This is a genomic window from Bacillus sp. TCT6 (genome assembly GCF_056033845.1).
Genome location: NZ_JBVYHX010000001.1, coordinates 2,446,694 through 2,468,610, shown reverse-complemented (window position 1 = coordinate 2,468,610; position 21,917 = coordinate 2,446,694). Strand labels below are relative to the sequence as shown.

The following is a 21,917-nucleotide window of genomic DNA, read 5'->3' as shown; positions in this document are numbered from 1 at the left end:
AATCTAAGTTTTATTCAACAATACCGCCCATTGTTGAATAATGTTCAATTTTAAACGAATAAAGCCATTAATATTAAATTTTGATAGCTATCATCCAATTTTACACCCTTTGCTTTTCTACCCTCTTCAAAGAAGCCTAGATTCTTATATAACTGGATTGCACCTAGATTATCTTCCATTACCTCAAGACAAACTTTTTCAATCTTACTGTTATTTTTAGCCCAATTGATTAACGTTTCTAGAAGAGCTCTTCCAATACCATAATTTCGATATTCAGGTAGTATGGTCATCGCAAAAGCCCCTTGATGACTAATTTTTTCTTTGTTTCCGTTCTTAAAATCTATTGCACCGACTAACTTACCATCAACTTCAGCAATAAACTGTACATAATTTGGATTTTCATGATAAGCTTTTAACGTTTTTTGAATAGCATCGATACGCACCTTTTTTACATCCTCAACCGTACTTAGCATGTATGGAGCGTTTATTAAAGCTTTTGAAGCAGAATCTAGTATTCTTTCTGCATCCTGTTCTTTAGCTTCTCTAATTATTACTGTTTTTCCATCCTTAGATTTATAAGTAAAAACATTAGTTGATAAGATACTACACACACCCTTTCGGAATATAATTAATTAAAATTTTTAACTGTTTCGCGATTCTTAAGTAAGAAAAAGTCGTATCACCTTTTTCTGCATTCGCTCTGCTTCAACTTAATAACGATTATTTCAAATGTTTCTAATTTTTACAATAATTTATTCCGTTATATAACCCGATTTTTGAATAACATGACTGGCGTTTTTTAAACAAATTCATTATCTCTGTACAAGATGAATTAACGACTTGAGCTGTTGTATAAATAATATACAATGACCTTTTCTAATTCCTTAGTTTGTCCTTTTTCCCGTATACGAACGGCATCTACTGGAATTTGTGTATGTTTTAACCAATCTAGAATAAGGTGTAGTTGTACTTGTATTTGACCAATGTGTAGCTTCTTTATGTTCTTATTCTGAATTCTATTAATTAATTGCAGCATATAGGGAAGTTTTTCTATACATTCGCTTAAATCTCCGCAATAACCTGAAGGGAATTCATTTGTACCAAATTCTAAAGTATTGATGTAATTAGAAACTAGGTATATCATGGCTTTTTGTTCGGTATAACCACCTAATTCAATCGCTTTTCGAAGGGATTTTTCTAAATCGTCTTCTTTATTGCTAGAGTCCATATAAATTCCTATCCATCTAAAAGGTCTTGAATCAATCGGATTGTTTTCTGTCCATCTATATAGAATATCAATTAGAAAACTATTTAGTGAGAAAGTTAAGACCTCATCTTTTTCGTTTAATGCATCTAAAATAGTAAACAGCGAAATGGCAAACTCTTCTTGATCTTTTGATTCCCATTTCTTTGCATTTGAAATAAATGTCTCTAAATGTTTATAAGCTAATTTTCGAAGTCCCGCTTCGCGATGCTGACAGTAACAAATAAAATCATGCCAATGTTCATTTGTATTCATATTTATAATAATGGTTTGTAATGCAGTATGAGGTTTATGTATTATAAGTCCCCCAATCTATTAAGAACGTGTTGAAAATTTAGTGTTATTATATCATTACATAAATTAAAAAGGGAGAGTTACTATGATTACAAAAGTAATTACGAAAAGTAATTGGGAAATCGCAAAAATAATTGGAGAAATTAATGAAGATTCACTTATAGAAGAGGGATTTATTCATTGTTCATTAGTAGATCAAGCTTTAAAAGTTGCAGAAAAATATTTCAAGCATGAAGAAGATGTTTTATTACTTACAATTGATCCAACCCTATTAAAAGCAGAAGTAAAATATGAACTTGCTTCTAACGGTCAAGAATATCCGCATGTTTACGGAGTAATTAATGTTGAGGCGATTGTAGAGGTTGTTCCATTGCATAAAGAAAACGGAGAGTTTATCCCGCATTAACAGACAGCTCGATTGGTGAGGGCTGATAATCAGTGGGGAATGAACCAAACCCCCACTGATTAAAAAAGATAAGTATGTTATATATGTTAGTGAGAAAAGCGCAAATCATATAGTTAGTGTATTTCATTATCCGTTTTTTTGTAAAAAATATTGTTTTTATCACACTAATACTGTACGATACATAGTATAAAACATATACTGTATGACATATAGTAATGGGAAAGAGGTGAGTGAATGGATGCTTTATTAAATTCGTTAATTACTGAACTAAGAAGAGGAACATTAACATTAGCGGTTTTAAGCCAGTTAAGAACACCGCAGTATGGGTATTCACTTGTCCAATTATTGGAGAAATCAGGGATCACAATCGATCAAAGTACTTTATATCCACTACTTCGCCGATTAGAAAAGCAAGAGCTAGTGACGAGTAGTTGGGATAAAACGGAGAGTAGACCGCGTAAGTATTACGTTTTAAGTGAATACGGATTAGAGATATTTTTGCAGTTAAAAAAGGAATGGATAAAGGATTCGAAGGAACTTTATAACTTATTAAAGGAGGACAAGAATGAATTTAATTGATATTTATGTCGAGGAAGTAGCGAAGAGATTACCTGAAAAAAATCGTGAAGATATTATTCTTGAACTACGGTCAACAATCGAGGATATGTTACCGGATGATTATAATGAAGATGATGAAAAAAGAGTTCTTGAAAAATTGGGAAGTCCAGTTGCATTAGCTAATGGGTACTTGGATAGACCAATGCATTTAATTGGACCACGTTATTTTGATGTATATATGACATTATTAAAAATGATCTTACCAATCGCAGTTGTAATTGCGCTTATTTCAATGGTTGCAGAAAATTTTATTAGTTATAGTGGTGATCAGGCTGTATTAAATGTTATTTTAAAATTGATAGGTGAAGGCATTGGAAGAACGTTTGAAGTAGGTTTCCAAGTATTTTTCTGGCTGACAGTTGTGTTTGCTGTTATAGAAAGAACGGATAAAGAAAAGGACCCACAACCATTAACAACAAGTTTAAAAAAATGGACGCCAGATGATTTGAAAAATATTGCGTATATCCCGAAGAAAAAGGCGATCTCAAAGTTTGAAGTGTTTGGAGGTCTAATGTGGACGGCAATATGGGCTACACTTTACTTCTATGCGAATCATCTCGTTGGCGTATACAATGGTACGGAAAATGGATTGAAGTTTGTTGCGCCGACGTTTAATCAAGATGTATTACTTCAGTATTGGCCAATCGTTGCTATTGTGATTGTTTTTGAAATAGGTATATCTCTTTATAAGTTAGTACAGGGACAATGGACGCAAAGATTGGCGATTGGAAATGCTATTCTTCAAGTAGCTGGGACGATAGTATTCATTGTAATTGTAGTAAATCCACATTTATTTAACACAGGATTTATTACGTATTTGGCAAATGCATTTACTATTTCCACAGAGGAGTTTAAAACGTGGCTCATTGGGGGAGGAATTTTCTTCTATACGTTATCTGCTGCAATAAATATATTTGATGGTTTCCGAAAAGCTAGTATTCGTACGTAGATAAAAATCGGAAATTTCGGTAAAATAAAACTATTAAAAAGATAGTGAAATAAGATGAACATGATGAAAGGAAGAAAACAATGATAAGGGAAGCAACGAAAAGAGATTTAGCATACATTTTAGATATTTATAACGATGCGATACTTTATACAACAGCTGTATATGCGTATAAACCTGTAACCCTTGAAAATAGAATAGATTGGTATGAACAAAAAAAGGCCGAAGGGTATCCAATTTTCATATACGAATTAGATAATAAAGTAGTAGGATTTGCGACATTCGGCCCATTTAGAGCGTGGCCTGCTTATAAATATTCAGTTGAACATTCTGTGTATGTAGATAAGACATATAGAAAAAATGGCATTGGGTCTTTATTCATGAAAGAATTAATTAAAATTGCGAAGGAACGAGAGTATATGACCTTAATTGCTGGAATTGATGCAGAGAATGAGAAAAGTATTGCCTTGCATCAAAACTATGGATTTGTTCATGCAGGGACAATAAAAAAAGCTGGTTATAAGTTTAATAAATGGCTAGATTTAGCTTTTTATCAGCTGGAGCTTAACGGTCCTGAAAATCCTATAGAAGAATAAATATTTTTCGGTAGCAAGAAAAAATTCATGCTACCTTTTTCTTATTTTAATAGCTGATGAAAAGGTTTTTTATATTCAATATTGAATTATTAGAAGTTAATATAACGATATGAAAAGAGGGATGGAAATGGAAACTGTCATAAATAAAATAAAAGAGGTACAATCTAATTATGTGGGAATGGAAATTTATTCTACAAAAAACAATCGTATAGTTGCTTCATATAATAGTGAATTAAATATTCCGTTAGCATCAGCAGCAAAATTAGTTATTGGATTTGTAGTAGCACAAATGGTGAAGGAAAATAAACATAATTGGAATGATATACTTCATCACATTAAATTTAATCCGCATGAAGATAGTACGCAGTTATATCCGCATTTACAAGGAAGAACTTCTTTAACACTTAGTCAAGCGGTCGAGGTAATGATAGCTTGTCATGATAGTTACGTTGCACAGTCAGTTGTAATGCACTGTGGTGGATGGGATGCTGTGAAAATGTATGTACAAACGTACTTTTCAAAAATTCATATACAAGAGAATGCTAGAGATGAGAAAAATATTGGAGACTTAAATGAAGTTCTTGCCCTTTTGATACAAACCTTTCAAGGTTATAAATCAGAACCAGAATTATGGGAACCAATTATTAGTGGCATGGTAAGACAACAAGGAGAGTATGAAGAAATCCCATATTATCATTTAGCTCATATGACAGGTGGATTGCTCACAGCTACAATAAATATTGGTATAATAGGAATGTTTAACGAATTTCCGCTTCTTTATGTGATTGGGGGAAAAGATTTACCGAATCGACGTGAAAATAAAGAGGTAGATGAAGCTTTTGCAGTAGTTTTAAAGTACATATACAAAGAATATAGTGAAAACATGCTAGGAGTGAGCGGTTGAAAAGAAACTTAAAGACTTCAACAATCATTATTTTAATTTTAACGATTATTGCTCTTGAAGTTGGAATCGCACTATATAATCACAATTTGTCATTAGATACAATTTACTTTGCAGCAATCCTTATTTGTATTGTATTGCTTTTTGGTACACGTGTTTCTGAAGAGAAAGAAAGTAAATCGAAACGAGGGCGAAGAAAAACAGCTCTTATATTTTGGCCATCTATTTTATTGTCTATCACTTGTTTCGCAGTTATAAGTTACATAAGGATAGGCTATGTCTCTGTACCAGGGATAATTGGCTTTTCATGCTTTGTTACATATGGTGGATTCGTATGTATTAGTATTTTTAAAGAGAAAAAATAAAATGTAGCTTACTGAGCTGAAAGGAAGCAATATATATGAAACATATAAAGAACGGTACACGCACTGAAGGAGAATATATTAAAAATAAAGCTATTCAATATAATATGTCCATCTTAACAGATGAGGCAAGACAGACGATGGAAGAAGTAAGCCTCGTAGTAAAAAATGAAGAAGGAAAAATTTTTGGTGGCGTAACAGGTACGATGTATTTTTATCACCTTCATATCGACTTTTTATGGGTTGATGAATCAGTTCGTCATGACGGTTATGGTAGCCAACTTTTACATGAAATTGAAGGTATTGCAAAGGAAAAAGGGTGTAGATTAATATTGCTAGATTCATTTAGTTTCCAAGCACCAGAATTTTATAAAAAGCACGGTTACAGGGAGTATGGTGTCGTTGAAGATCACCCGAAAGGTCATAGTCAGCACTTTTTTGAAAAGAGATTATAATAATATTATGTATACTGAATTATAGGAGAAATAATCTGTACACGTATAAATTGCAACAAGAACAACTAATCTGTGCAGAAAAAATAAAGAAGCTTTATGATTCTATCGGTTGATGGCCAGAAAGAAAAGAAGTCGATATTGAAAAAATGTTAAAGAATAGTATAGCCATTGGAGTATGGGAAGAAAATGAATTAGTTGGATTTGCTAGAGTCGTTTCTGATGGTGTTTTTCGAGCATACATTGAAGGTGTTGTCATACATGAGAGTGTAAGAAATAAAGGTATTGGAGAGAAGATGCTTACAATGTTACTTCGGGAAATATCTCATATTGATATTGTTAGTCTATTTTGCGGAGAGAAGCTAATAAAGTTTTACGGTGAGCAGCAATTTCAAGCAACAAAGCAAATTGTGATGCACCGTAATCAAATAGGGAAAGAATAAGAGGTGCCAATTAAAATGAATGCAACAAGAGCGTACTGTTTATCGAAAAGAAAGGCGACAGAAGATTCTCCAGATGGTTGGAGTGCAACATGTATGAGGCTTAATAATAAAATATTTGCGATAGTAAATCATGAAGAAGGTGAAAAAGCTGCGATTACATTGAAGTGTGATCCAGAAGTCTCATTAAGAATAAGAGAAGATTATCCAGAGACAATTATTCCAGGGTATCATATGAATAAAAAACATTGGAATACCGTTTATATTCGTAAGGGTATAGAACAGGAGCAAATAAATAAAATGATTGATTGGTCGTATGATTTAGTACTACAATCATTTTCAAAGAAAAAGCAGCAGGAGTTAATGAATTAATATGTATTAGGAGTGTGTGTAATGAAAGATTCGATTAAAGATACGTATGATAAATTAGCGAGTACATATAAAGAAAATCTAGATTTCGCAAATCCATATAACAGTTATTATGAAAGACCGGCGATGATGGAGCTTATTCCAAAGGAACTAGAAGGAAAAAAGATACTAGATGCTGGATGTGCAGCTGGATGGTATACTTCTCAATTCATAGGAAGAAGAGCAAATGTTACAGCAATTGATATAAGTCCTGAAATGGTAAAAGCAGCAAAAGAAAATATAGGAGAAGAAGCAACGTTCCTTTGTCATGATCTGCAAGAAACATTGCCATTTGAAGATAGTACGTATGATGTGATTGTAAGTTCGTTAACTCTTCATTACTTAGAAAATTGGAATCAAGTATTTCAAGAATTTCGTCGTGTACTGAAGCCAGGTGGAGAACTTATTTATTCTATTCATCATCCTTTTATGGATTTCACAAAGTTTCCATGTGAAAATTATTTTGAAAAACAGTTATTAATAGATACTTGGGTTAAACCGAATATTACTATTGAAGTCAAGTTTTTCAGAAGGTCACTACAAGACATAATAAATGAAACTACAAATTATTTTGTATTAGAAGAGATAGTGGAACCGAAGGCAGTTGAAAAGATGAAAGAAGTAGACGAAAAATCATATTATTATCTAAATATGAATCCACATTTTCTTATCATAAAAGCAACTAATAAATAGCTAGTAAAATAACTTTATTTTACTAGCTATTTACAGTTATACATTATATATTAGGAGACTTTAAAATGAATACGAAACGAAATAGAGTATTATATGCACTATTTACTATAGTTGTTATTATTTTAGGTCTTAGCTCAAGGAAGTTTTCTTTTGCACTACCACATCTATTAAATGATTACTTAGGCGATGCTTTATGGGCATTAATGATTTTCACTGGCTTTGGATTTTTGTTTCTTAAAACAGAGACGAAGAAGTTGTCTTTTATTAGTTTAATGTTTTGCTACGGGATTGAAGTGAGCCAATTGTATCATGCTGAATGGATAGATAGCATGCGTGCAACGACTTTGGGTGGACTCGTGTTGGGATACGGTTTTTTGTGGAGTGATTTAGTGGCTTATACAATTGGTGTTGGAGTGGGAATACTGTGTGAGGTTATTTTTCGGAAGAAATAAGAATTGTAAAAGGAGTATTTGTAAATGGAACAAGCACTGGAAATTGCAAAGTTTTGGTTTCAAAATGAACATGTCACAGCTACTGTAATGCAACCAAAAGTAGCGAAGGTTATATGCAAGAATAAAGAGTATATTTTAAAGAGAACGGGATCGATAGACCAACTTCTAGTTGAATTCGATGTTTTGGATCAACTGTATGAAAAGGGAATTAAAGTACAGAGAGTAGTAAAGACAGAAAATGATGAACAATATGTATTATATAAAGAAAAATATTATTGCTTATATGAGTATGTTGCCGGAAGTGTTTTAGAAATAAAAGATACGGATAAGCTGGAAAGGCTAGCAAGTACAATTGGAGAAGAAATAGCTAATCTGCACAAAGCATTACATTCGGTGAATAGTGATCATGAGTTAATAAAAAGAAATTTATATAAGACGGTATTTGAATGGGCTATACCAATTTTAGAAAAGAATGAGTATGTTCATCGAGAGGTAATTCAAAAGATGGAGCGAATGCACACAGATTTCAAGGAAACGGTCCATCCATTACCGAGACAAATTATTCATCGTGATATGCATCTATCAAATGTAATCTTTAAAGATGATAAACTGGAAGGGTTTATAGATTTCGAGATTTTAGAAAATAATGTAAAAATATTTGATGTATGTTATTGCTGTACAAGTGTATTAAGCGAGCTATTTAGTGATGAAAGATTAAGAGGAAAATGGTTACATATCGTTAGCAAAGTCTTTGAAGGTTATTATAAACAAAATGATTTAACGAAAGAAGAACTAAAAGCTATTTGGTATGTTATGCTTTCAATTCAAATTATCTTTATTGCTTATTTTGTCCAGTTACCAGATTTATTAAAGTTAAATGAAGAAATGTTCTTCTGGATTTTTGCTAATAAGGAAGATATTGAAGAAGTTATAGAAGGTATCGTAAAGGTATGAAAAAAATAATATTAATTGGTTCTGGTGGTTCAGGAAAATCTACACTAGCAAGACAGTTAGGAAATAAATTAAATATTAAGGTGCATCATCTTGATGTATTTTATTTTGGAAACCGAATTGGGAAGGTGTTCCGAGAGAAGAACAAATAACAGTTCAAAATAACTTAATTAAAGATGAGAAGTGGATTATTGATGGGAATTATGGCGGGACGATGGGTATCAGACTGAATGCAGCTGATACAATTATTTTCCTTGATATTCATAGAACAATTTGTATTTATCGTGCTTTTAAAAGAATTGTAAAATACCGAAATAAAACAAGACCAGATATGGGCGCGGGATGTGAAGAAAGATTTGATTTGCAATTTTTTAAATGGATATGGGAATATCCTAATGCTAAACGACCTACAATTTTAAAAGAGTTAGAGCAATTGCCCGAAGAGAAAAAGGTTATTGTTTTAAAATCTCCAAATGAGGTTCGGAAATTTTTAGAGCACATATAATAATAGAATGTAACACAAAAATTCTTTGTGGATCTTACCGATTAGTTTAATAAAACTAATCGTTTTTTATTATGAAAAATTTAACGCTTTTTGAAAATTGTATTTTGTAATGAGTATATGACTATAAGTTCATATAAAATGAACGTTTGGAGGAATAGAAAATGACTAACGATTTAATTCAACTAATCGATTCATTAATGGTCAATATTCCAGCTGGAGAGGTAGTATTAAGAGATGATCGAATAAAAAAAGAATGGCTAGTACAAATTCAACCATTTCTTCTTGCAAAGTATGCTGTAACAATGGAACTATATGATGCTATTACAAATAGTACATTAAATAATTTTGAAAAAAATCATAAACCAGTTGTAAATATTTCATGGAACGATGCCATTGCGTTTTGTAATGTACTTTCAAAAATAGCGGGATTAAAAGAATATTATTCTATTAGTGATGTTGGTCAAATTGTGAAATGTAATTTAGATTCGAATGGCTACCGATTACCATCTGAGGCAGAGTGGCAATATGCATGTAAAGCAAGTACAACCGGATATACATACGGGAAACTTCTTGATATAGCGTGGTATAATGAAAATTCAAATGGACAAATTCATGACGTTGGCCAAAAGGAACCGAATGCATGGGGACTTTATGATATGCTAGGGAACGTTTGGGAATGGTGCTATGATTTGTATGATGAAAAAGTATACGGATCATACCGCATTTTTCGTGGAGGTAGTTGGGCGGAGACAGCGAGAGGTTGCGGCGCTACTTGTCGTCGCCGAAGCCATCCCACATTTCATATAGAAGATCTCGGTTTTAGACTTGCTAGGTCAATTTAGCAGGAATATGATACGAACAACAAAGAAAAGAGTATGGAGAGAATCCATACTCTTGCTAACATAGAAATGATTTAACGTAAGGAGTGTTTATAATGGCGCGTGTTTTATGTATTAACGCTGGATCAGAAGGACATATAAATCCAACTTTACCGGTTGTAGAAGAATTGATTTCTCGCGGTGAAGAGGTCGTTTATTTCTCAATAGAAGCTTTCAGGGAGCGGATTGAAAAGACAGGTGCTACTGTACGAACGATTGATGATCAAAAATTTATAAAAGCGTTTCTATTTGGGGGCAGAAATTATTTACAGGAAAGAATAAACGGTCTTCTACATACAGCGGATATTGTTATACCTAGTGTTCTAGAACAAATTGAAGGTGAACATTTTGATTACATAATTCATGATTCTATGTTTGGCTGTGGGCACTTAATTGCTCAAATTCTTAAACTGCCATCCATAAATTCATGTACATCTTTTGCGCAGGATGAAAAATCTTTTGAACAAATGTTAGGTCATCTGTCAAAAAATATTCCAGTAGAAATTCATGATAAAATACAGAATGATTTTCAAAACTTAACGAAGGGAATTGCTGAAAAATATGGTGTTGAAATAAAATCACAGTATGAAGTTTTCTGTAATCCTGCACCCCTTACTATTGTGTATACAATTAAGGAGTTCCAGCCTTTTGGTGATACGTTTGATGAAACATATAAATTTGTAGGACCATCTATCTCTGCACACGTGAAAAACAGAGACGTTGATTTTACTTCAATTGAAGAAAAAAGTCCGATTTATATTTCATTAGGTACTGTTTTTAATGAAGCGATTGACTTTTATAAACTGTGTATGAAGGCCTTTGAGAATAGTGAGCATACAATTGTTATGTCTATTGGTAATAAAACGAAAATAAGTAATCTAGGCGAAATTCCTAAAAACTTCATTGTGAAACACTATGTGCCTCAAACCGAACTGCTTACTTATACGAAACTATTTATTACACACGGCGGGATGAACAGTACGCATGAAGGACTATATAACGGGGTTCTGCTCGTTGTAATACCGCAAAGTGCAGATCAGCCAGCAAATCGCAAAGCAAGTGGAGAGTCTTGGAGCAGGAGTTCAATTACATATGAATGAATTAACCGTGGAGAAATTGCGTGAAAGTGTGGAGTTAATTTTAAATAACCCTTCATATAAAGAGGCTGCTTTGAATTTGAAGGAATCATTCCGAACATCGGGTGGATATAAGGAAGCTGTTGATGAAATTTTTACATTTGTAGGTCAGTAATAAATATAAAGTTATACATGAAAAAAGTGTCTATATTAAATGATATAGACACTTTTCTGTTGTAAGAAGAGAAGAATTGTTTAAATGGAAAAAATGAAAATACTAAATGTGAATTTTGAGAACTAAGTCTACAATTTCTGCTGCACACTTTTATTTTATCCCGTATTAACCGACCGTAAAACCCCAACTAATTAAAGTTTTACTTTATGATTTCAGGATGTGGTTTTATATGTTAGTAATAATTTCACTGTTTCTGCACAACTTCTGCACATGCTTAGGCGAGTTCTATGTCATGATATATTCATAAAGTGAAATATTTCACAAGGAAAAAATATATTTTCACTGCGGTGTATGCATAATTAATACATACATCGGTACAAGTTTGTCTCTTGTTATTCTTTTACATCAAAGCCCACATTCCACTACAAAGTATAACAAGAAGGAGACATGAACATGAATAATCGATTTTTAAAACAACTACAAAACATGAAAATGAACAAAAAAAGTTTAGGAGCTGTAGCATTAACAGCTGGAATTATTAGTACGACACTTATTCCTCAAAATGCTTATGCGCACGGTTTTGTTGAAAAGCCCGGTAGCCGATCCGCTTTATGTAGTCCAACTTATGGTGCGCTAAATGTAAACTGCGGAAGTGTTATGTATGAACCACAAAGTTTAGAAGCTCCAAAAGGGTTCCCACAAGGTGGTCCAGTAGATGGACAAATTGCTTCAGCAGGCGGAAAATTTGGTGGTATTTTAGATCAACAAACAGCAAATCGTTGGTTTAAAAATACAATCACTGGTGGGGAAAATACATTTACTTGGAAGTATACTGCGCCTCACTTAACGAGTAAGTGGCATTACTATATTACTAAAAAAGGATGGAATCCAAATAAAGCGCTAACAAGAGCAGATTTTGAACCAATTGGAACTGTGCAACACGATGGTTCTGCAGCTTCAAATAATTTAACTCATAAAATTAATGTACCTACTGATCGTAGTGGATATCATGTGATTTTAGCAGTATGGGATGTAGCTGATACAGCAAATGCATTCTATAATGTAATTGATGTTAATCTTATTAATGATGTGAAACCAGACATAGAAGCGCCAAGTATTCCAAATGGACTTCAGACGAAAAAAGTAACAGCGAATAGTGTAGAACTAACATGGAACTCTTCTACGGATAATGTAGGGGTAAGAGGATATCAAATCTTCCGTAACGGAGAGATGATCGATACAATACTAGGCACTCATTTTATTGATAAGAAATTACAACCAAGCACAGAATACTCTTATACTGTAAAAGCAATTGACGCAGCTGGAAATGTATCGAAAGAAAGTACAGCGCTTACAGTAAAAACAACAGTTGCGACTCCTGATACAGAAGCACCAACACAACCAAAAGGATTACATAGTATGGGAACGACAGCATCAAGTGTGGATTTAATGTGGAGTCCATCTGACGATAACATTGGTGTAGACCATTATGATATTTATAGAGAAATAGAAGGATTAATGAAAAAGATTGCAACATCCAATACAACTTCTTATATGGATAAAAATCTGCTTGCTAATACTACTTATAAATATGTAGTGAAAGCTGTTGATGTAGCTGGAAATGAATCCGTACAGAGTGATATATTCACAATTACTACAAAAGATGAAAGCGCTTCATATGAAGCGTGGGATGCAAAAAAAGCATATAAAAAGGGAGATAGAGTTCTACACGAAGGAAAAGTATATGAAGCAGTCCAGAGTTATCAAGGAAATGGTGATCCAAACTGGATTTATGCATTATCATTATGGAAAACAGTGTAAGCTTTACCTAGGCATGAACTAAGAGATGATGGGCTTTGATGCAAAAGGGAATCTTGAGAATTCGCTTTTCTATTTATAAAAAAGACGACGTATTCAGCGTCGTCTTTTTTTCTAAATTTTACTTCCCTTCATTCAATGATGATAAGTCCCGTAATTAATTAAACTAAAGTGTTATTTTAATAAAATAGCGGGAAAAGGAGAGATTTATAGAAAAATCGTTGTGTATGATTCTAAAATGTTTTTGAAAATGTATGGAGTGAAATAAAAAGAACCCTTTGTAAAACGGGTTCTTTTGGTGCGTTAATCTATTAATTACAATCTTGATGATATTCATCACACGAATCTTTATTATCGTTACAGCAAATACAAAATGTTTTTTGCACAAATAAACTAACTATACTAGTAGGGCCTTCCTGTTTCGTAAAAGTAAGACTTTGAAAATCTTCAACTTGAAATATTTTTGTTTGAACAGGTTGTAATGTTGTAGTAATTGGGCGGCTAGATTTTCTTGTTAGAATAGTTACTTGAACGGGTGCACTCATCCCGACAACGAATAACTGAATTAATGTTTTATTATGATTGTTTGTGAAATCCTCAAATACAGTTTGTGGAGCGGTGGTTTCAAGGAAAACAGATAAAGGTATATTTCCATTTGCATTTTCTTCAGAACCAGTTATCGTATGAGTTTCAATAAAACAGTTATTTTTTTGATCGTTCGAATACGATTGGTTTTTATAATATTTTTTACCATCTTTATAAAAATAATTAGCCATAATTATTTTGCTCTCCTTTCTTTGGGATATCAATATATAGTATTAATTAAAAGGAAAGAGTGCTTGTACTAAAGAATAATATCCGCTCTTGAAAATAATTGAAAAAACAATTTGATATGCATACTATTTGAGAATGTTGTAGTTTCTAACTAAAAATAAGCACACATTAAAGTGTGCTCTAGATAAGAAAGGTAAGAATCTTATGAATGGAGAATCTCCATTCAATAACATATGCTTGTCAAATTTTAAGGTGAAAACTTTTTAACAAGAAAGTTATTCAGAAAATTTTCCTGTGATGATAAAATTATATTTTTGATTTTAAATGTTTGGAATTATGGATGTCGAGATGGATTTTTAAAAAAATTATAGAAATTTAATTTTACTATAAATAAAGGAGCAGTTAGCCAAGTTTAACTAATCGATATATAGATATTATATTGAGTTATGTATTGTATTCGAGGAGGAATAAAGAATGTGTACGTATTGGGAAACGTATTTAGAGAATTCTCCGAGAAGCAAGAAAAAAATAAATGAGCCGTTAGCAAAAGCTAACGGCAAACAGGGATGTCACACTAGATGTATTTATAATATTAAAGAAATATTGATTTTTATTCAAATGGAGAGAAGTAGGCTATTAACATGGAGATGCATAAATTCATATCCTGTAAGTAGTAAATTAATGACGGGATAGATTGAAAATGGATGATCCGATTAAGGAGATAGTTGGTGCTTGGTTTGTTGCAGTAGGGACAATTATTGCTGCGGTTGGTAGTACACCTTTTAAAAAATTGAATGACGAATTAAGAAGAGATTTAAACGTATGGGGGAATGTATTACAGGCAACAGGGAACGGCCTAGAAGCTGATGGACAAGGGGAAATATCTCTTGAAAAAATCGGTAATGAAATCCAATCAATTGGTAATGTAACGGTTTTAACAGGACTCATTATAGAATTTGAAGATAATACACAAAAAAAAGTAGTGATTGCAGGGAATTGGATTCAAGCATTAGGTGGTATTACATCAATAGGTGGTGAATTAGAGGATAGTTCCGACATAGATGAATCGTATAACATTTTTGGGAATGTGTTACAAGCGACTGGAAATTCATTACAGGCAATAGGTGGAATAGATGAATTGAAAGCTAGTCGGGATAAAGTGGAAGAAATTTCGGAAGGAAATGAGGAGGATGGACAGATTATAGTGATTACGGGGAGCTGGATTCAAGCGGTTGGTTCAGTAGTTTCATTAATCGGTCAAATAAGAGAAGAAAGACAAGAGATTTTAGACAACAATTCATAGTGAGTTTAATAAAATATTCTTTTTAAAGTGAAAGCAAACAGAATATAGTGCGAATAGAAAACTAGAGAATGCCAATTTCATTAAGGGTGTTTTAAGACTATGTATGCTAGGTTCTTTGCTTTCAAGTTAAAAGTTCTTTCATTGGAATATTCACTAAAGAGACTTTCAAGTGAATAAGATACAGAGAGGTGACTATATGAATAAACAATATAGTCACCTTTCTATTATGATAACATTTTCGTCATAAGTATATGTGGAATGCTATCTTCCATGAATATATCAGAAGAAGTTTGATAGCCTAATTTTTTATAAAATCCTTCAGCTTGTGTTTGACCGTGTAGCTTCACTTTTGTAACTTGTTCGTTACGAGCAATTTCTTCTAACGTTTGAATGATAACTTTACCTAATCCGTATGTACGATAATCTTTTAAAATACAAATACGTTCTAATTTTCCGACACCATCAACAAATCGTATACGCCCTGTGCCTACAGGAAACTCATGATAATAAACTAAAATATGTTTACATTGCTCTCCGATTTCATCGAATATATCGAATTCATCTGCAAGAGGGACACCTTGTTCTTTTACAAATACTTCTTTTCGAATGTGAAAGGCAGTTTCTAAATCAGTAAGTTCTGTTATAAGTTTGGATTGCAAAATGTTCAGTCCTTTCTAGTGTAATCAGCTTGTGTTTTCATAGTATATCATAATAAAGTGCTATTAAGAGAAGATGAACATACTAAAAAGCCAACTTTAAAAAGTCAGCTTTTATTACAATTCCTTTATCCCATTTTTAGTGCCGATAATTGCTTTACTCGTCATACTTATAAACAATCCTGTTTCAACTACACCAGTAATCATTTTTAATTGGGTGTGTAAATGGGCAGGATTAGAAATATGATTAGAGAATATACAATCGATAATCATGTTATTGTTATCGGTTATATAGGTTTCATTATTTTTCAAACGTAATGTTGTTTGACACCCTAAAGACTGAATTTTATTTTCGGTTTGTTTCCATGAAAAAGGGATGATTTCAACAGGTAATGGAAAATTACCTAAATGTGTTACAAGTTTCGATTCATCAGCAATGATAATTAGTTCTTTAGAGGAAGAGGCAACGATTTTTTCACGAAGTAATGCACCACCACCGCCTTTTATAAGTTGTAAATTTGAATCAATTTCATCCGCTCCATCAATTGTAAAATCAAGACTTTGTACGTCGTTTAACGAAATTAGGGGGATATTTAGTTGCTGTGCTAATGCTTCAGTTTCCTTTGATGTCGGTACAGCTTGAAATGATAATCCTTCTTTTACATACTCACCTAATTTTTGTATTGTCCAATATACAGTAGAACCTGTACCAAGCCCAATCTTCATGCCATCATTTACAAAGTTAGCAGCATATTCGCCAGCGAGTTGTTTTAAATTCATCGCTTTACTCCGCCGGACGTGGCCCAGCATCAAGACTTGAATTTTCAACTGTAAGTACCGGACGAACGACTATATCTTTATGTACACGCATTTGACAAGATAATCGTAAATGATCTTCAATCCCTTTTTCCGTCATTGCATGTTTCTCATTCGCACTCGCTTCACAGAAATCACCTGCTAGTATTTCTACTCTACAAGTCGTGCAACGTGCATTCCCGCCGCAACGATGGAGAATGTTGACACCGCTATCTTCAATTGCTAATACTAACTTTGTTCCTTCTTTCACATCAAAAGTTCCCGCACCTTCAATTGTTAATTTTGGCAAATTTGTTCCTCCTCACGTAAAATTGTACATAACATATTTATGACCGCGAATTCTTGAACATAAACATTATTTTTTTATACCCCCGTAACTTTTTTAAATGTAGAATCGTTTATTAAGTAAGCGCTGAAAAGGAGTGGTTATTTTGTGCACAAAAGTAACTCATGTTTTAAAGAATCATATCGATATGAATCATTCAAATATAAATTTTTTAATTGAACAATATGGAGAGCTAAAAAGATACTGTACTTTTTTAACGAAAAACAAATGGGATGGGGAAGATCTCGCCCAAGAAACGGTGTGTAAAGTGCTTCAAAAATATAGAAATAAAGATATTTGTATGACACTCGTCTATAAAATAGCTAGAAATCGTTGGTTAGATCAGATGAAGTCTAAGTCTGTTCATGAAAAAATAAGAGAACAAATCACTGTTGAAGAACCACATGAGAACATTGCAGATTTGCATGAAATGGTAGGGAAAGTATTGTCTTCATTAAATGTACAGCAATCCGCAATTTTATTATTAAAAGATGTTTTTCAATATAGTATCGCTGATATTGCTAAATTGTGTTCTGTATCAGAAGGTGCAGTGAAAGCTTCTTTATTTCGGAGTAGAAATAGGCTGAAAACTGTAAGTGAAGAAGGGATCGAGATAGTCGAATTCACAGAGGATATTGAAGTTGTTGTAACGTCTATTCGTGAGGAAAGACCGGAATTGTTAACGAAACTTCTTCCGACAATAGATTTTACTAAGTTACCATCTAAACAGCCAGTCTTATTATTTAGTGTAAAAGAACCTTCTTCCTACAGTTGTATGCTTTGCGTTGCATAACAAGTATTGGGGGGATTTAAAATGAATGCAATTCCATATGTAGTAGAACAAACAAAATTAGGAGAACGTTCCTATGATATATATTCAAGGCTATTAAAAGACCGCATTATTATTATCGGTTCAGAAATTAATGATCAAGTAGCGAGTAGTGTCGTAGCTCAACTATTATTTTTAGAAGCAGAAGATGCAGAAAAAGATATATATTTATATATCAATAGCCCAGGAGGTTCAACGACAGCAGGTTTTGCAATATTAGATACGATGAATTTAATTAAACCAGATGTACAAACGCTATGCATGGGCTTTGCGGCATCATTTGGTGCATTGTTATTATTATCAGGAGCAAAAGGAAAACGGTTTGCGCTCCCTAACAGTGAAATTATGATTCATCAGCCGCTTGGTGGTGCACAGGGGCAAGCAACAGAAATTGAAATAACAGCAAAAAGGATATTAAAGTTAAAGCATGATATTAATAAAATGATTGCAGAAAAAACAGGCCAACCGATTGAAAGAGTAGCGCATGATACAGAAAGAGATTATTTTATGACCGCAGAAGAAGCTAAGGAATATGGAATTGTAGATGATGTTGTTACGAAAAAATAAGATGAAAAAGGCTAGAGGATATGTTAATTCTCTAGCCTTTTTATTAATCTTTTACCCATTCATCAACTAATGCTTGATTTTTTTTAATCCATTTTCGCGCAGCTTCTTCAGGATCTTTTGTTTTATTTAACATGACCATTAACGTACCAAGTTGTTCATCGGTCATTTTCCATTTATCAAAGTATTTTATAACATCTGGGTGATCTTTTTCGAAACCTTTACGAACGGAGTAATAAATGTCATCTTTTTCACCATATACTTTCTTAGGGTCTTTTAAATATTTTAAGTCAAATTCTGAAAAACCCCAATGCGGATTCCAAAGCGTAACAGCGATTGGTTTCTTTTTCGTATATGCTTTCTTTAATTCACTCATCATCGCAGCTTCTGAGGATTGGACAAGTTTTAGTTTTATATCATATTCTTTCATTGCTTTATTCGTTAAATTCATAAGACTACTACCAGGTTCGATACCGACAATTTTATTATCTAATTCATCTTTATGAGCATTTAAGTCTTCAATACTGTTAATATTTTTCACATAGGAAGGTACGACTAGACCAAGTCCAGTACCTTCGTACCATTTTGATTTTAAGACAATATCATCTTTATAACGATCGTTTAGCGGCTTATCCGTAACGGGTAGCCATACTTCTAAATTCGCATCAACATCACCACGAGCGACACCAGTCCAAATTGCGGCTTTTTCTAAATACATGAGCTCAACTTTGTAGCCTTTTTCTTCTAATAAAACTTTCCACATGTTTGCAGTTGCAATATTTTCTTTCCAACTTGTTACACCAAGTTTAATTTTTCCTTTCGAATTTGCATTTGTTGCATTACATGAAGTGAAACTCATAGTAATAAATAATGCAAGGCATATAAACCAAATTTTCTTTCGCATCGAAAACCTCCTAAGTAGTGTTTGCCTTATAAAATAAATGTATAAGTAAGCATTCTTATTATGAACGGAAACGAGAATTTTAAAGAAATCTTATGAATGTCATTTTTATGTAATATTTCTTTGCAAAATCGCAACACTATGTGAATAGATGGGTAGAAAAGGAGTAGTGACATGGATAATACAAAGGTGCGTGTTGAAAACGTAACAAAAGTATTCGGGAAACATCCGCAAAGAGCCCTTTCTTTATTAAAAGAGGGGAAAAGCAAATCGGAAATTTTAAAAGAGACAGGAATGAACGTTGGTGTAAAAAAAGCAACGTTTGAGGTATACTCTGGAGAAATTTTCGTTATTATGGGTTTGTCTGGTAGCGGGAAATCTACGCTAGTTCGTATGTTAAATCAATTGATTAAACCAACTGCAGGTCATATATACATAGATGGTGAAGACATCGCAACGATGGGAAAAGAAGAGTTACGGAGAGTAAGAAGAACGAAAATGAGTATGGTATTTCAGAAGTTCGCTCTATTTCCGCATCGTACGGTTATACAAAATGTTGCATATGGTTTAGAAATACAAGGGGTTTCGGTAGAAGAGCGAGAGAAAAAAGCGTTAGAATCGCTACAGTTAGTAGGACTCGATCATCATAAAGATAATTATCCAAGTCAACTTAGTGGTGGTATGCAGCAGCGCGTTGGAATCGCAAGAGCACTAACGAATAATCCAGATGTATTACTAATGGACGAGTCATTCAGTGCATTAGATCCACTTATTCGAAAAGAAATGCAAGATGAATTGTTAGAGTTACAAGATAAAATGGAAAAAACGATTATATTTATTACACATGATTTAGATGAAGCGCTTCGAATTGGGGATCGTATCGCATTAATGAAAGATGGAGAAATTGTCCAAATTGGAACGCCAGAAGAAATTATGATGAGCCCCGCTAATGAATTCGTAGAAAAGTTTGTTGCGGATGTGAATTTAGGAAAAGTAATTACAGCGGAATCTATATTAAAACGACCAGAAACTTTATTAATTGATCGTGGACCACGTGTAGCCCTTCAAATTATGAGGAATGCAGGTGTTTCAACTGTATATGTTGTCAATAAAAAGTATGAGTTTTTAGGTATATTAACCGCGGATGATGCGAGTAAAGCAGTTCAAAAACAATGGCCGATTGCTGATTTATTACTTAATGATATTCCGCATGTGTATTTAGATACTTTACTGGAAGAGACATATGCAAAAATGGCGGAGATGAAATATCCGTTACCAGTAATCGATGAGAAGAAAAGGCTAAGAGGAATTATTAAACGTGAAAGTGTCATTCAAGCTCTTGCAGGAAACATTGAGGAAGAGGTGAAAGACGATGAATAATATACCACGTATTCCTTTAGGAGAATGGGTCGACTCATTTGTTGCAAGTTTATATGAGCACCTTGAAGGCATATTCCGAGGGTTCTCTTATATTATCGGCGGATTCGTTGATTTACTCACTAATTTTTTAACAATAATACCGGCCATATTGATGATTATTATCCTTTGTTTCCTCATTTGGTACACAACGAGAAAAGTATCATTAATTATTTTTACACTAATCGGCTTATTGTTTATTTTAAATATTAACTACTGGGCACAAACGATGCAAACATTAGCACTCGTACTTACGTCTGTTATTATTTCAATTATTGTCGGAATTCCAATTGGAATATTAGCATCTCAAAATGAACGTTTTTCAAAATTTTTAAAACCAACATTAGATTTTATGCAAACAATGCCGGCATTCGTATACCTCATTCCAGCGATTACATTTTTCGGAGTTGGTGTAGTACCTGGAATTATTGCATCGGTAATCTTTGCAATGCCACCTACAATTCGTTTTACTGACTTAGGAATTAGACAAGTTCCAGAAGATTTAATTGAAGCAGCGAATGCATTTGGATCCACAGCATCACAAAAACTATTTAAAGTACAATTACCACTTGCAACCGGAACGATTATGGCTGGTGTGAACCAAAGCATTATGCTTTCGTTATCAATGGTTGTAACAGCGTCACTTGTAGGAGCTCCTGGGCTTGGAGTTGATGTATATCGCTCGGTAACACAAGTTAATATCGGAATGGGATTTGAAGCTGGATTAGCTATCGTAGTAATCGCAATTATATTAGACCGAATTACACAAGGGTTCCATACGAAAAGAAAATAATGACCAAAAAACACACTTTTATACTACAAAGTGTGTTTTTTATTGCATCCAGTTTACATACGAACGATAACAGAACCTCCAGCTGGTGCACAAACTTGGTTTTGCTGTTGTTCCATGGATTTAATTAATTGATTATTTTCTTCGATTAATGAGATTAATTTAGCTAACTGACTTTCAAGGCTAGCGATGCGCGGCATCATATATTGTGAATCATGATGCAATGTATTCCTTACAGGATGGGGGGAATAAACATACTGTTGATTTATATTTGGATTCCAATGAGGATGCATTTGAATCGTTCCTCC

The 21,917-nt window shown here is 33.3% G+C and carries 27 protein-coding genes and 3 pseudogenes; 22 read left to right on the top strand and 8 right to left on the bottom strand.

Annotation, left to right across the window (positions count from 1 at the left end; translation table 11 throughout):
* Nucleotides 1-50: 50 nt before the first annotated feature.
* The gene (locus tag AC0ONG_RS12590) at nucleotides 51-611 is read right to left on the bottom strand and encodes a GNAT family N-acetyltransferase (protein WP_000337118.1); all 561 of its coding nucleotides are present in this window, start codon (nucleotides 609-611) and stop codon (nucleotides 51-53) included.
* Nucleotides 612-832: 221 nt separating this feature from the next.
* Nucleotides 833-1,519 carry a hypothetical protein gene (locus AC0ONG_RS12585; protein WP_001095278.1) on the bottom strand — a complete coding sequence of 229 codons (687 nt, stop codon included), beginning with the start codon at nucleotides 1,517-1,519 and terminating at the stop codon, nucleotides 833-835.
* Between the two features lie 124 nt (nucleotides 1,520-1,643).
* Between AC0ONG_RS12585 and AC0ONG_RS12580 the strand changes: the two genes are divergently transcribed.
* The 16 genes and pseudogenes from AC0ONG_RS12580 to AC0ONG_RS12505 all read left to right on the top strand — a co-directional run bounded on the left by AC0ONG_RS12580 (nucleotide 1,644) and on the right by AC0ONG_RS12505 (nucleotide 13,238).
* Nucleotides 1,644-1,964, top strand: coding sequence for a DUF952 domain-containing protein (locus tag AC0ONG_RS12580; RefSeq protein ID WP_086398322.1), 321 nt, complete (start codon nucleotides 1,644-1,646; stop codon nucleotides 1,962-1,964).
* A gap of 234 nt (nucleotides 1,965-2,198) precedes the next feature.
* Nucleotides 2,199-2,543, top strand: a complete 345-nt coding sequence (locus tag AC0ONG_RS12575) for a PadR family transcriptional regulator (RefSeq protein ID WP_000339346.1) — start codon at nucleotides 2,199-2,201, stop codon at nucleotides 2,541-2,543.
* Entirely contained in the window at nucleotides 2,530-3,531 is a 1,002-nt protein-coding gene (locus AC0ONG_RS12570) for an HAAS signaling domain-containing protein (RefSeq protein WP_001048842.1), read from the top strand. The genes AC0ONG_RS12575 and AC0ONG_RS12570 overlap by 14 nt, the downstream gene beginning before the upstream one ends.
* 80 nt (nucleotides 3,532-3,611) lie before the next feature.
* Nucleotides 3,612-4,124, top strand: a complete 513-nt coding sequence (locus AC0ONG_RS12565) for a GNAT family N-acetyltransferase (protein ID WP_000617519.1) — start codon at nucleotides 3,612-3,614, stop codon at nucleotides 4,122-4,124.
* 127 nt (nucleotides 4,125-4,251) lie between these two features.
* Entirely contained in the window at nucleotides 4,252-5,028 is a 777-nt protein-coding gene (locus AC0ONG_RS12560) for a serine hydrolase (RefSeq protein ID WP_000450757.1), read from the top strand.
* The gene (locus tag AC0ONG_RS12555) at nucleotides 5,025-5,390 is read left to right on the top strand and encodes a hypothetical protein (protein ID WP_000828001.1); all 366 of its coding nucleotides are present in this window, start codon (nucleotides 5,025-5,027) and stop codon (nucleotides 5,388-5,390) included. The genes AC0ONG_RS12560 and AC0ONG_RS12555 overlap by 4 nt, the downstream gene beginning before the upstream one ends.
* Before the next feature lie 35 nt (nucleotides 5,391-5,425).
* The gene (locus AC0ONG_RS12550) at nucleotides 5,426-5,842 is read left to right on the top strand and encodes a GNAT family N-acetyltransferase (RefSeq protein ID WP_136997071.1); all 417 of its coding nucleotides are present in this window, start codon (nucleotides 5,426-5,428) and stop codon (nucleotides 5,840-5,842) included.
* Nucleotides 5,843-5,877: 35 nt separating this feature from the next.
* Nucleotides 5,878-6,282, top strand: a pseudogene (locus AC0ONG_RS12545) (GNAT family N-acetyltransferase).
* Nucleotides 6,283-6,297: 15 nt separating this feature from the next.
* Nucleotides 6,298-6,651 carry an MmcQ/YjbR family DNA-binding protein gene (locus AC0ONG_RS12540; protein WP_016098623.1) on the top strand — a complete coding sequence of 118 codons (354 nt, stop codon included), beginning with the start codon at nucleotides 6,298-6,300 and terminating at the stop codon, nucleotides 6,649-6,651.
* 21 nt (nucleotides 6,652-6,672) lie between these two features.
* Entirely contained in the window at nucleotides 6,673-7,380 is a 708-nt protein-coding gene (locus AC0ONG_RS12535; RefSeq protein WP_000655260.1) for a class I SAM-dependent methyltransferase, read from the top strand.
* A 65-nt stretch (nucleotides 7,381-7,445) separates the two neighbouring features.
* The gene (locus tag AC0ONG_RS12530; protein WP_001093452.1) at nucleotides 7,446-7,832 is read left to right on the top strand and encodes a ribosomal maturation YjgA family protein; all 387 of its coding nucleotides are present in this window, start codon (nucleotides 7,446-7,448) and stop codon (nucleotides 7,830-7,832) included.
* A 24-nt stretch (nucleotides 7,833-7,856) separates the two neighbouring features.
* Nucleotides 7,857-8,786 carry a phosphotransferase enzyme family protein gene (locus tag AC0ONG_RS12525; protein ID WP_136997073.1) on the top strand — a complete coding sequence of 310 codons (930 nt, stop codon included), beginning with the start codon at nucleotides 7,857-7,859 and terminating at the stop codon, nucleotides 8,784-8,786.
* Nucleotides 8,783-9,288, top strand: a pseudogene (locus AC0ONG_RS12520) (DNA topology modulation protein). Before AC0ONG_RS12525 ends, AC0ONG_RS12520 begins: the two are co-directional and overlap by 4 nt.
* Nucleotides 9,289-9,449: 161 nt before the next feature.
* A complete protein-coding gene (locus AC0ONG_RS12515; RefSeq protein WP_079245606.1) occupies nucleotides 9,450-10,130 on the top strand; it encodes a formylglycine-generating enzyme family protein in 681 nt (226 codons plus the stop codon).
* A 92-nt stretch (nucleotides 10,131-10,222) separates the two neighbouring features.
* Nucleotides 10,223-11,417: pseudogene (locus AC0ONG_RS12510) on the top strand (macrolide family glycosyltransferase).
* Between the two features lie 453 nt (nucleotides 11,418-11,870).
* Nucleotides 11,871-13,238: a lytic polysaccharide monooxygenase gene (locus tag AC0ONG_RS12505; protein ID WP_106082110.1), complete on the top strand. Its 1,368-nt coding sequence runs from the start codon at nucleotides 11,871-11,873 to the stop codon at nucleotides 13,236-13,238.
* A gap of 308 nt (nucleotides 13,239-13,546) precedes the next feature.
* On the opposite strand, the gene AC0ONG_RS12500 is transcribed toward AC0ONG_RS12505, so the two are convergent.
* A complete protein-coding gene (locus AC0ONG_RS12500) occupies nucleotides 13,547-14,011 on the bottom strand; it encodes a hypothetical protein (RefSeq protein ID WP_000024965.1) in 465 nt (154 codons plus the stop codon).
* A 472-nt stretch (nucleotides 14,012-14,483) separates the two neighbouring features.
* Between AC0ONG_RS12500 and AC0ONG_RS12495 the strand changes: the two genes are divergently transcribed.
* Together AC0ONG_RS12495 and AC0ONG_RS12490 are read left to right on the top strand one after the other, a co-directional pair.
* Nucleotides 14,484-14,702 (top strand): hypothetical protein, encoded by a 219-nt coding sequence (locus AC0ONG_RS12495; protein ID WP_000337734.1) that lies wholly within the window; start codon nucleotides 14,484-14,486, stop codon nucleotides 14,700-14,702.
* 7 nt (nucleotides 14,703-14,709) lie between these two features.
* Nucleotides 14,710-15,312, top strand: coding sequence for a DUF6944 family repetitive protein (locus AC0ONG_RS12490; RefSeq protein ID WP_016098621.1), 603 nt, complete (start codon nucleotides 14,710-14,712; stop codon nucleotides 15,310-15,312).
* A gap of 224 nt (nucleotides 15,313-15,536) precedes the next feature.
* Here the strand turns inward: AC0ONG_RS12490 and AC0ONG_RS12485 are convergent, their stop codons facing one another.
* The 3 genes from AC0ONG_RS12485 to AC0ONG_RS12475 all read right to left on the bottom strand — a co-directional run bounded on the left by AC0ONG_RS12485 (nucleotide 15,537) and on the right by AC0ONG_RS12475 (nucleotide 17,073).
* Nucleotides 15,537-15,971, bottom strand: a complete 435-nt coding sequence (locus AC0ONG_RS12485) for a GNAT family N-acetyltransferase (RefSeq protein WP_001190875.1) — start codon at nucleotides 15,969-15,971, stop codon at nucleotides 15,537-15,539.
* A gap of 114 nt (nucleotides 15,972-16,085) precedes the next feature.
* Nucleotides 16,086-16,748, bottom strand: coding sequence for a ribose 5-phosphate isomerase A (gene rpiA, locus AC0ONG_RS12480; protein ID WP_106082109.1), 663 nt, complete (start codon nucleotides 16,746-16,748; stop codon nucleotides 16,086-16,088).
* 4 nt (nucleotides 16,749-16,752) lie between these two features.
* A complete protein-coding gene (locus tag AC0ONG_RS12475) occupies nucleotides 16,753-17,073 on the bottom strand; it encodes a 2Fe-2S iron-sulfur cluster-binding protein (RefSeq protein ID WP_001125391.1) in 321 nt (106 codons plus the stop codon).
* 142 nt (nucleotides 17,074-17,215) lie between these two features.
* On the opposite strand from AC0ONG_RS12475, the gene AC0ONG_RS12470 reads away from it, so the two are divergent.
* On the top strand, nucleotides 17,216-17,902 hold the full coding sequence (locus AC0ONG_RS12470) for an RNA polymerase subunit sigma-70 (protein ID WP_000337517.1): 687 nt from the start codon (nucleotides 17,216-17,218) through the stop codon (nucleotides 17,900-17,902).
* A 21-nt stretch (nucleotides 17,903-17,923) separates the two neighbouring features.
* Nucleotides 17,924-18,505 carry an ATP-dependent Clp endopeptidase proteolytic subunit ClpP gene (clpP, locus tag AC0ONG_RS12465; protein ID WP_000991620.1) on the top strand — a complete coding sequence of 194 codons (582 nt, stop codon included), beginning with the start codon at nucleotides 17,924-17,926 and terminating at the stop codon, nucleotides 18,503-18,505.
* Nucleotides 18,506-18,548: 43 nt separating this feature from the next.
* On the opposite strand, the gene AC0ONG_RS12460 is transcribed toward clpP, so the two are convergent.
* Nucleotides 18,549-19,406 carry a glycine betaine ABC transporter substrate-binding protein gene (locus tag AC0ONG_RS12460; RefSeq protein ID WP_133964235.1) on the bottom strand — a complete coding sequence of 286 codons (858 nt, stop codon included), beginning with the start codon at nucleotides 19,404-19,406 and terminating at the stop codon, nucleotides 18,549-18,551.
* Between the two features lie 171 nt (nucleotides 19,407-19,577).
* On the opposite strand from AC0ONG_RS12460, the gene AC0ONG_RS12455 reads away from it, so the two are divergent.
* Both AC0ONG_RS12455 and AC0ONG_RS12450 read left to right on the top strand, forming a co-directional pair.
* Nucleotides 19,578-20,783 (top strand): quaternary amine ABC transporter ATP-binding protein, encoded by a 1,206-nt coding sequence (locus AC0ONG_RS12455; protein ID WP_000370608.1) that lies wholly within the window; start codon nucleotides 19,578-19,580, stop codon nucleotides 20,781-20,783.
* Nucleotides 20,776-21,612, top strand: a complete 837-nt coding sequence (locus tag AC0ONG_RS12450; RefSeq protein ID WP_001059837.1) for an ABC transporter permease — start codon at nucleotides 20,776-20,778, stop codon at nucleotides 21,610-21,612. Before AC0ONG_RS12455 ends, AC0ONG_RS12450 begins: the two co-directional genes overlap by 8 nt.
* 53 nt (nucleotides 21,613-21,665) lie before the next feature.
* Here AC0ONG_RS12450 and AC0ONG_RS12445 read toward each other — a convergent pair whose 3' ends face one another.
* The gene (locus AC0ONG_RS12445) at nucleotides 21,666-21,902 is read right to left on the bottom strand and encodes a hypothetical protein (RefSeq protein ID WP_000553346.1); all 237 of its coding nucleotides are present in this window, start codon (nucleotides 21,900-21,902) and stop codon (nucleotides 21,666-21,668) included.
* Nucleotides 21,903-21,917: the final 15 nt, after the last annotated feature.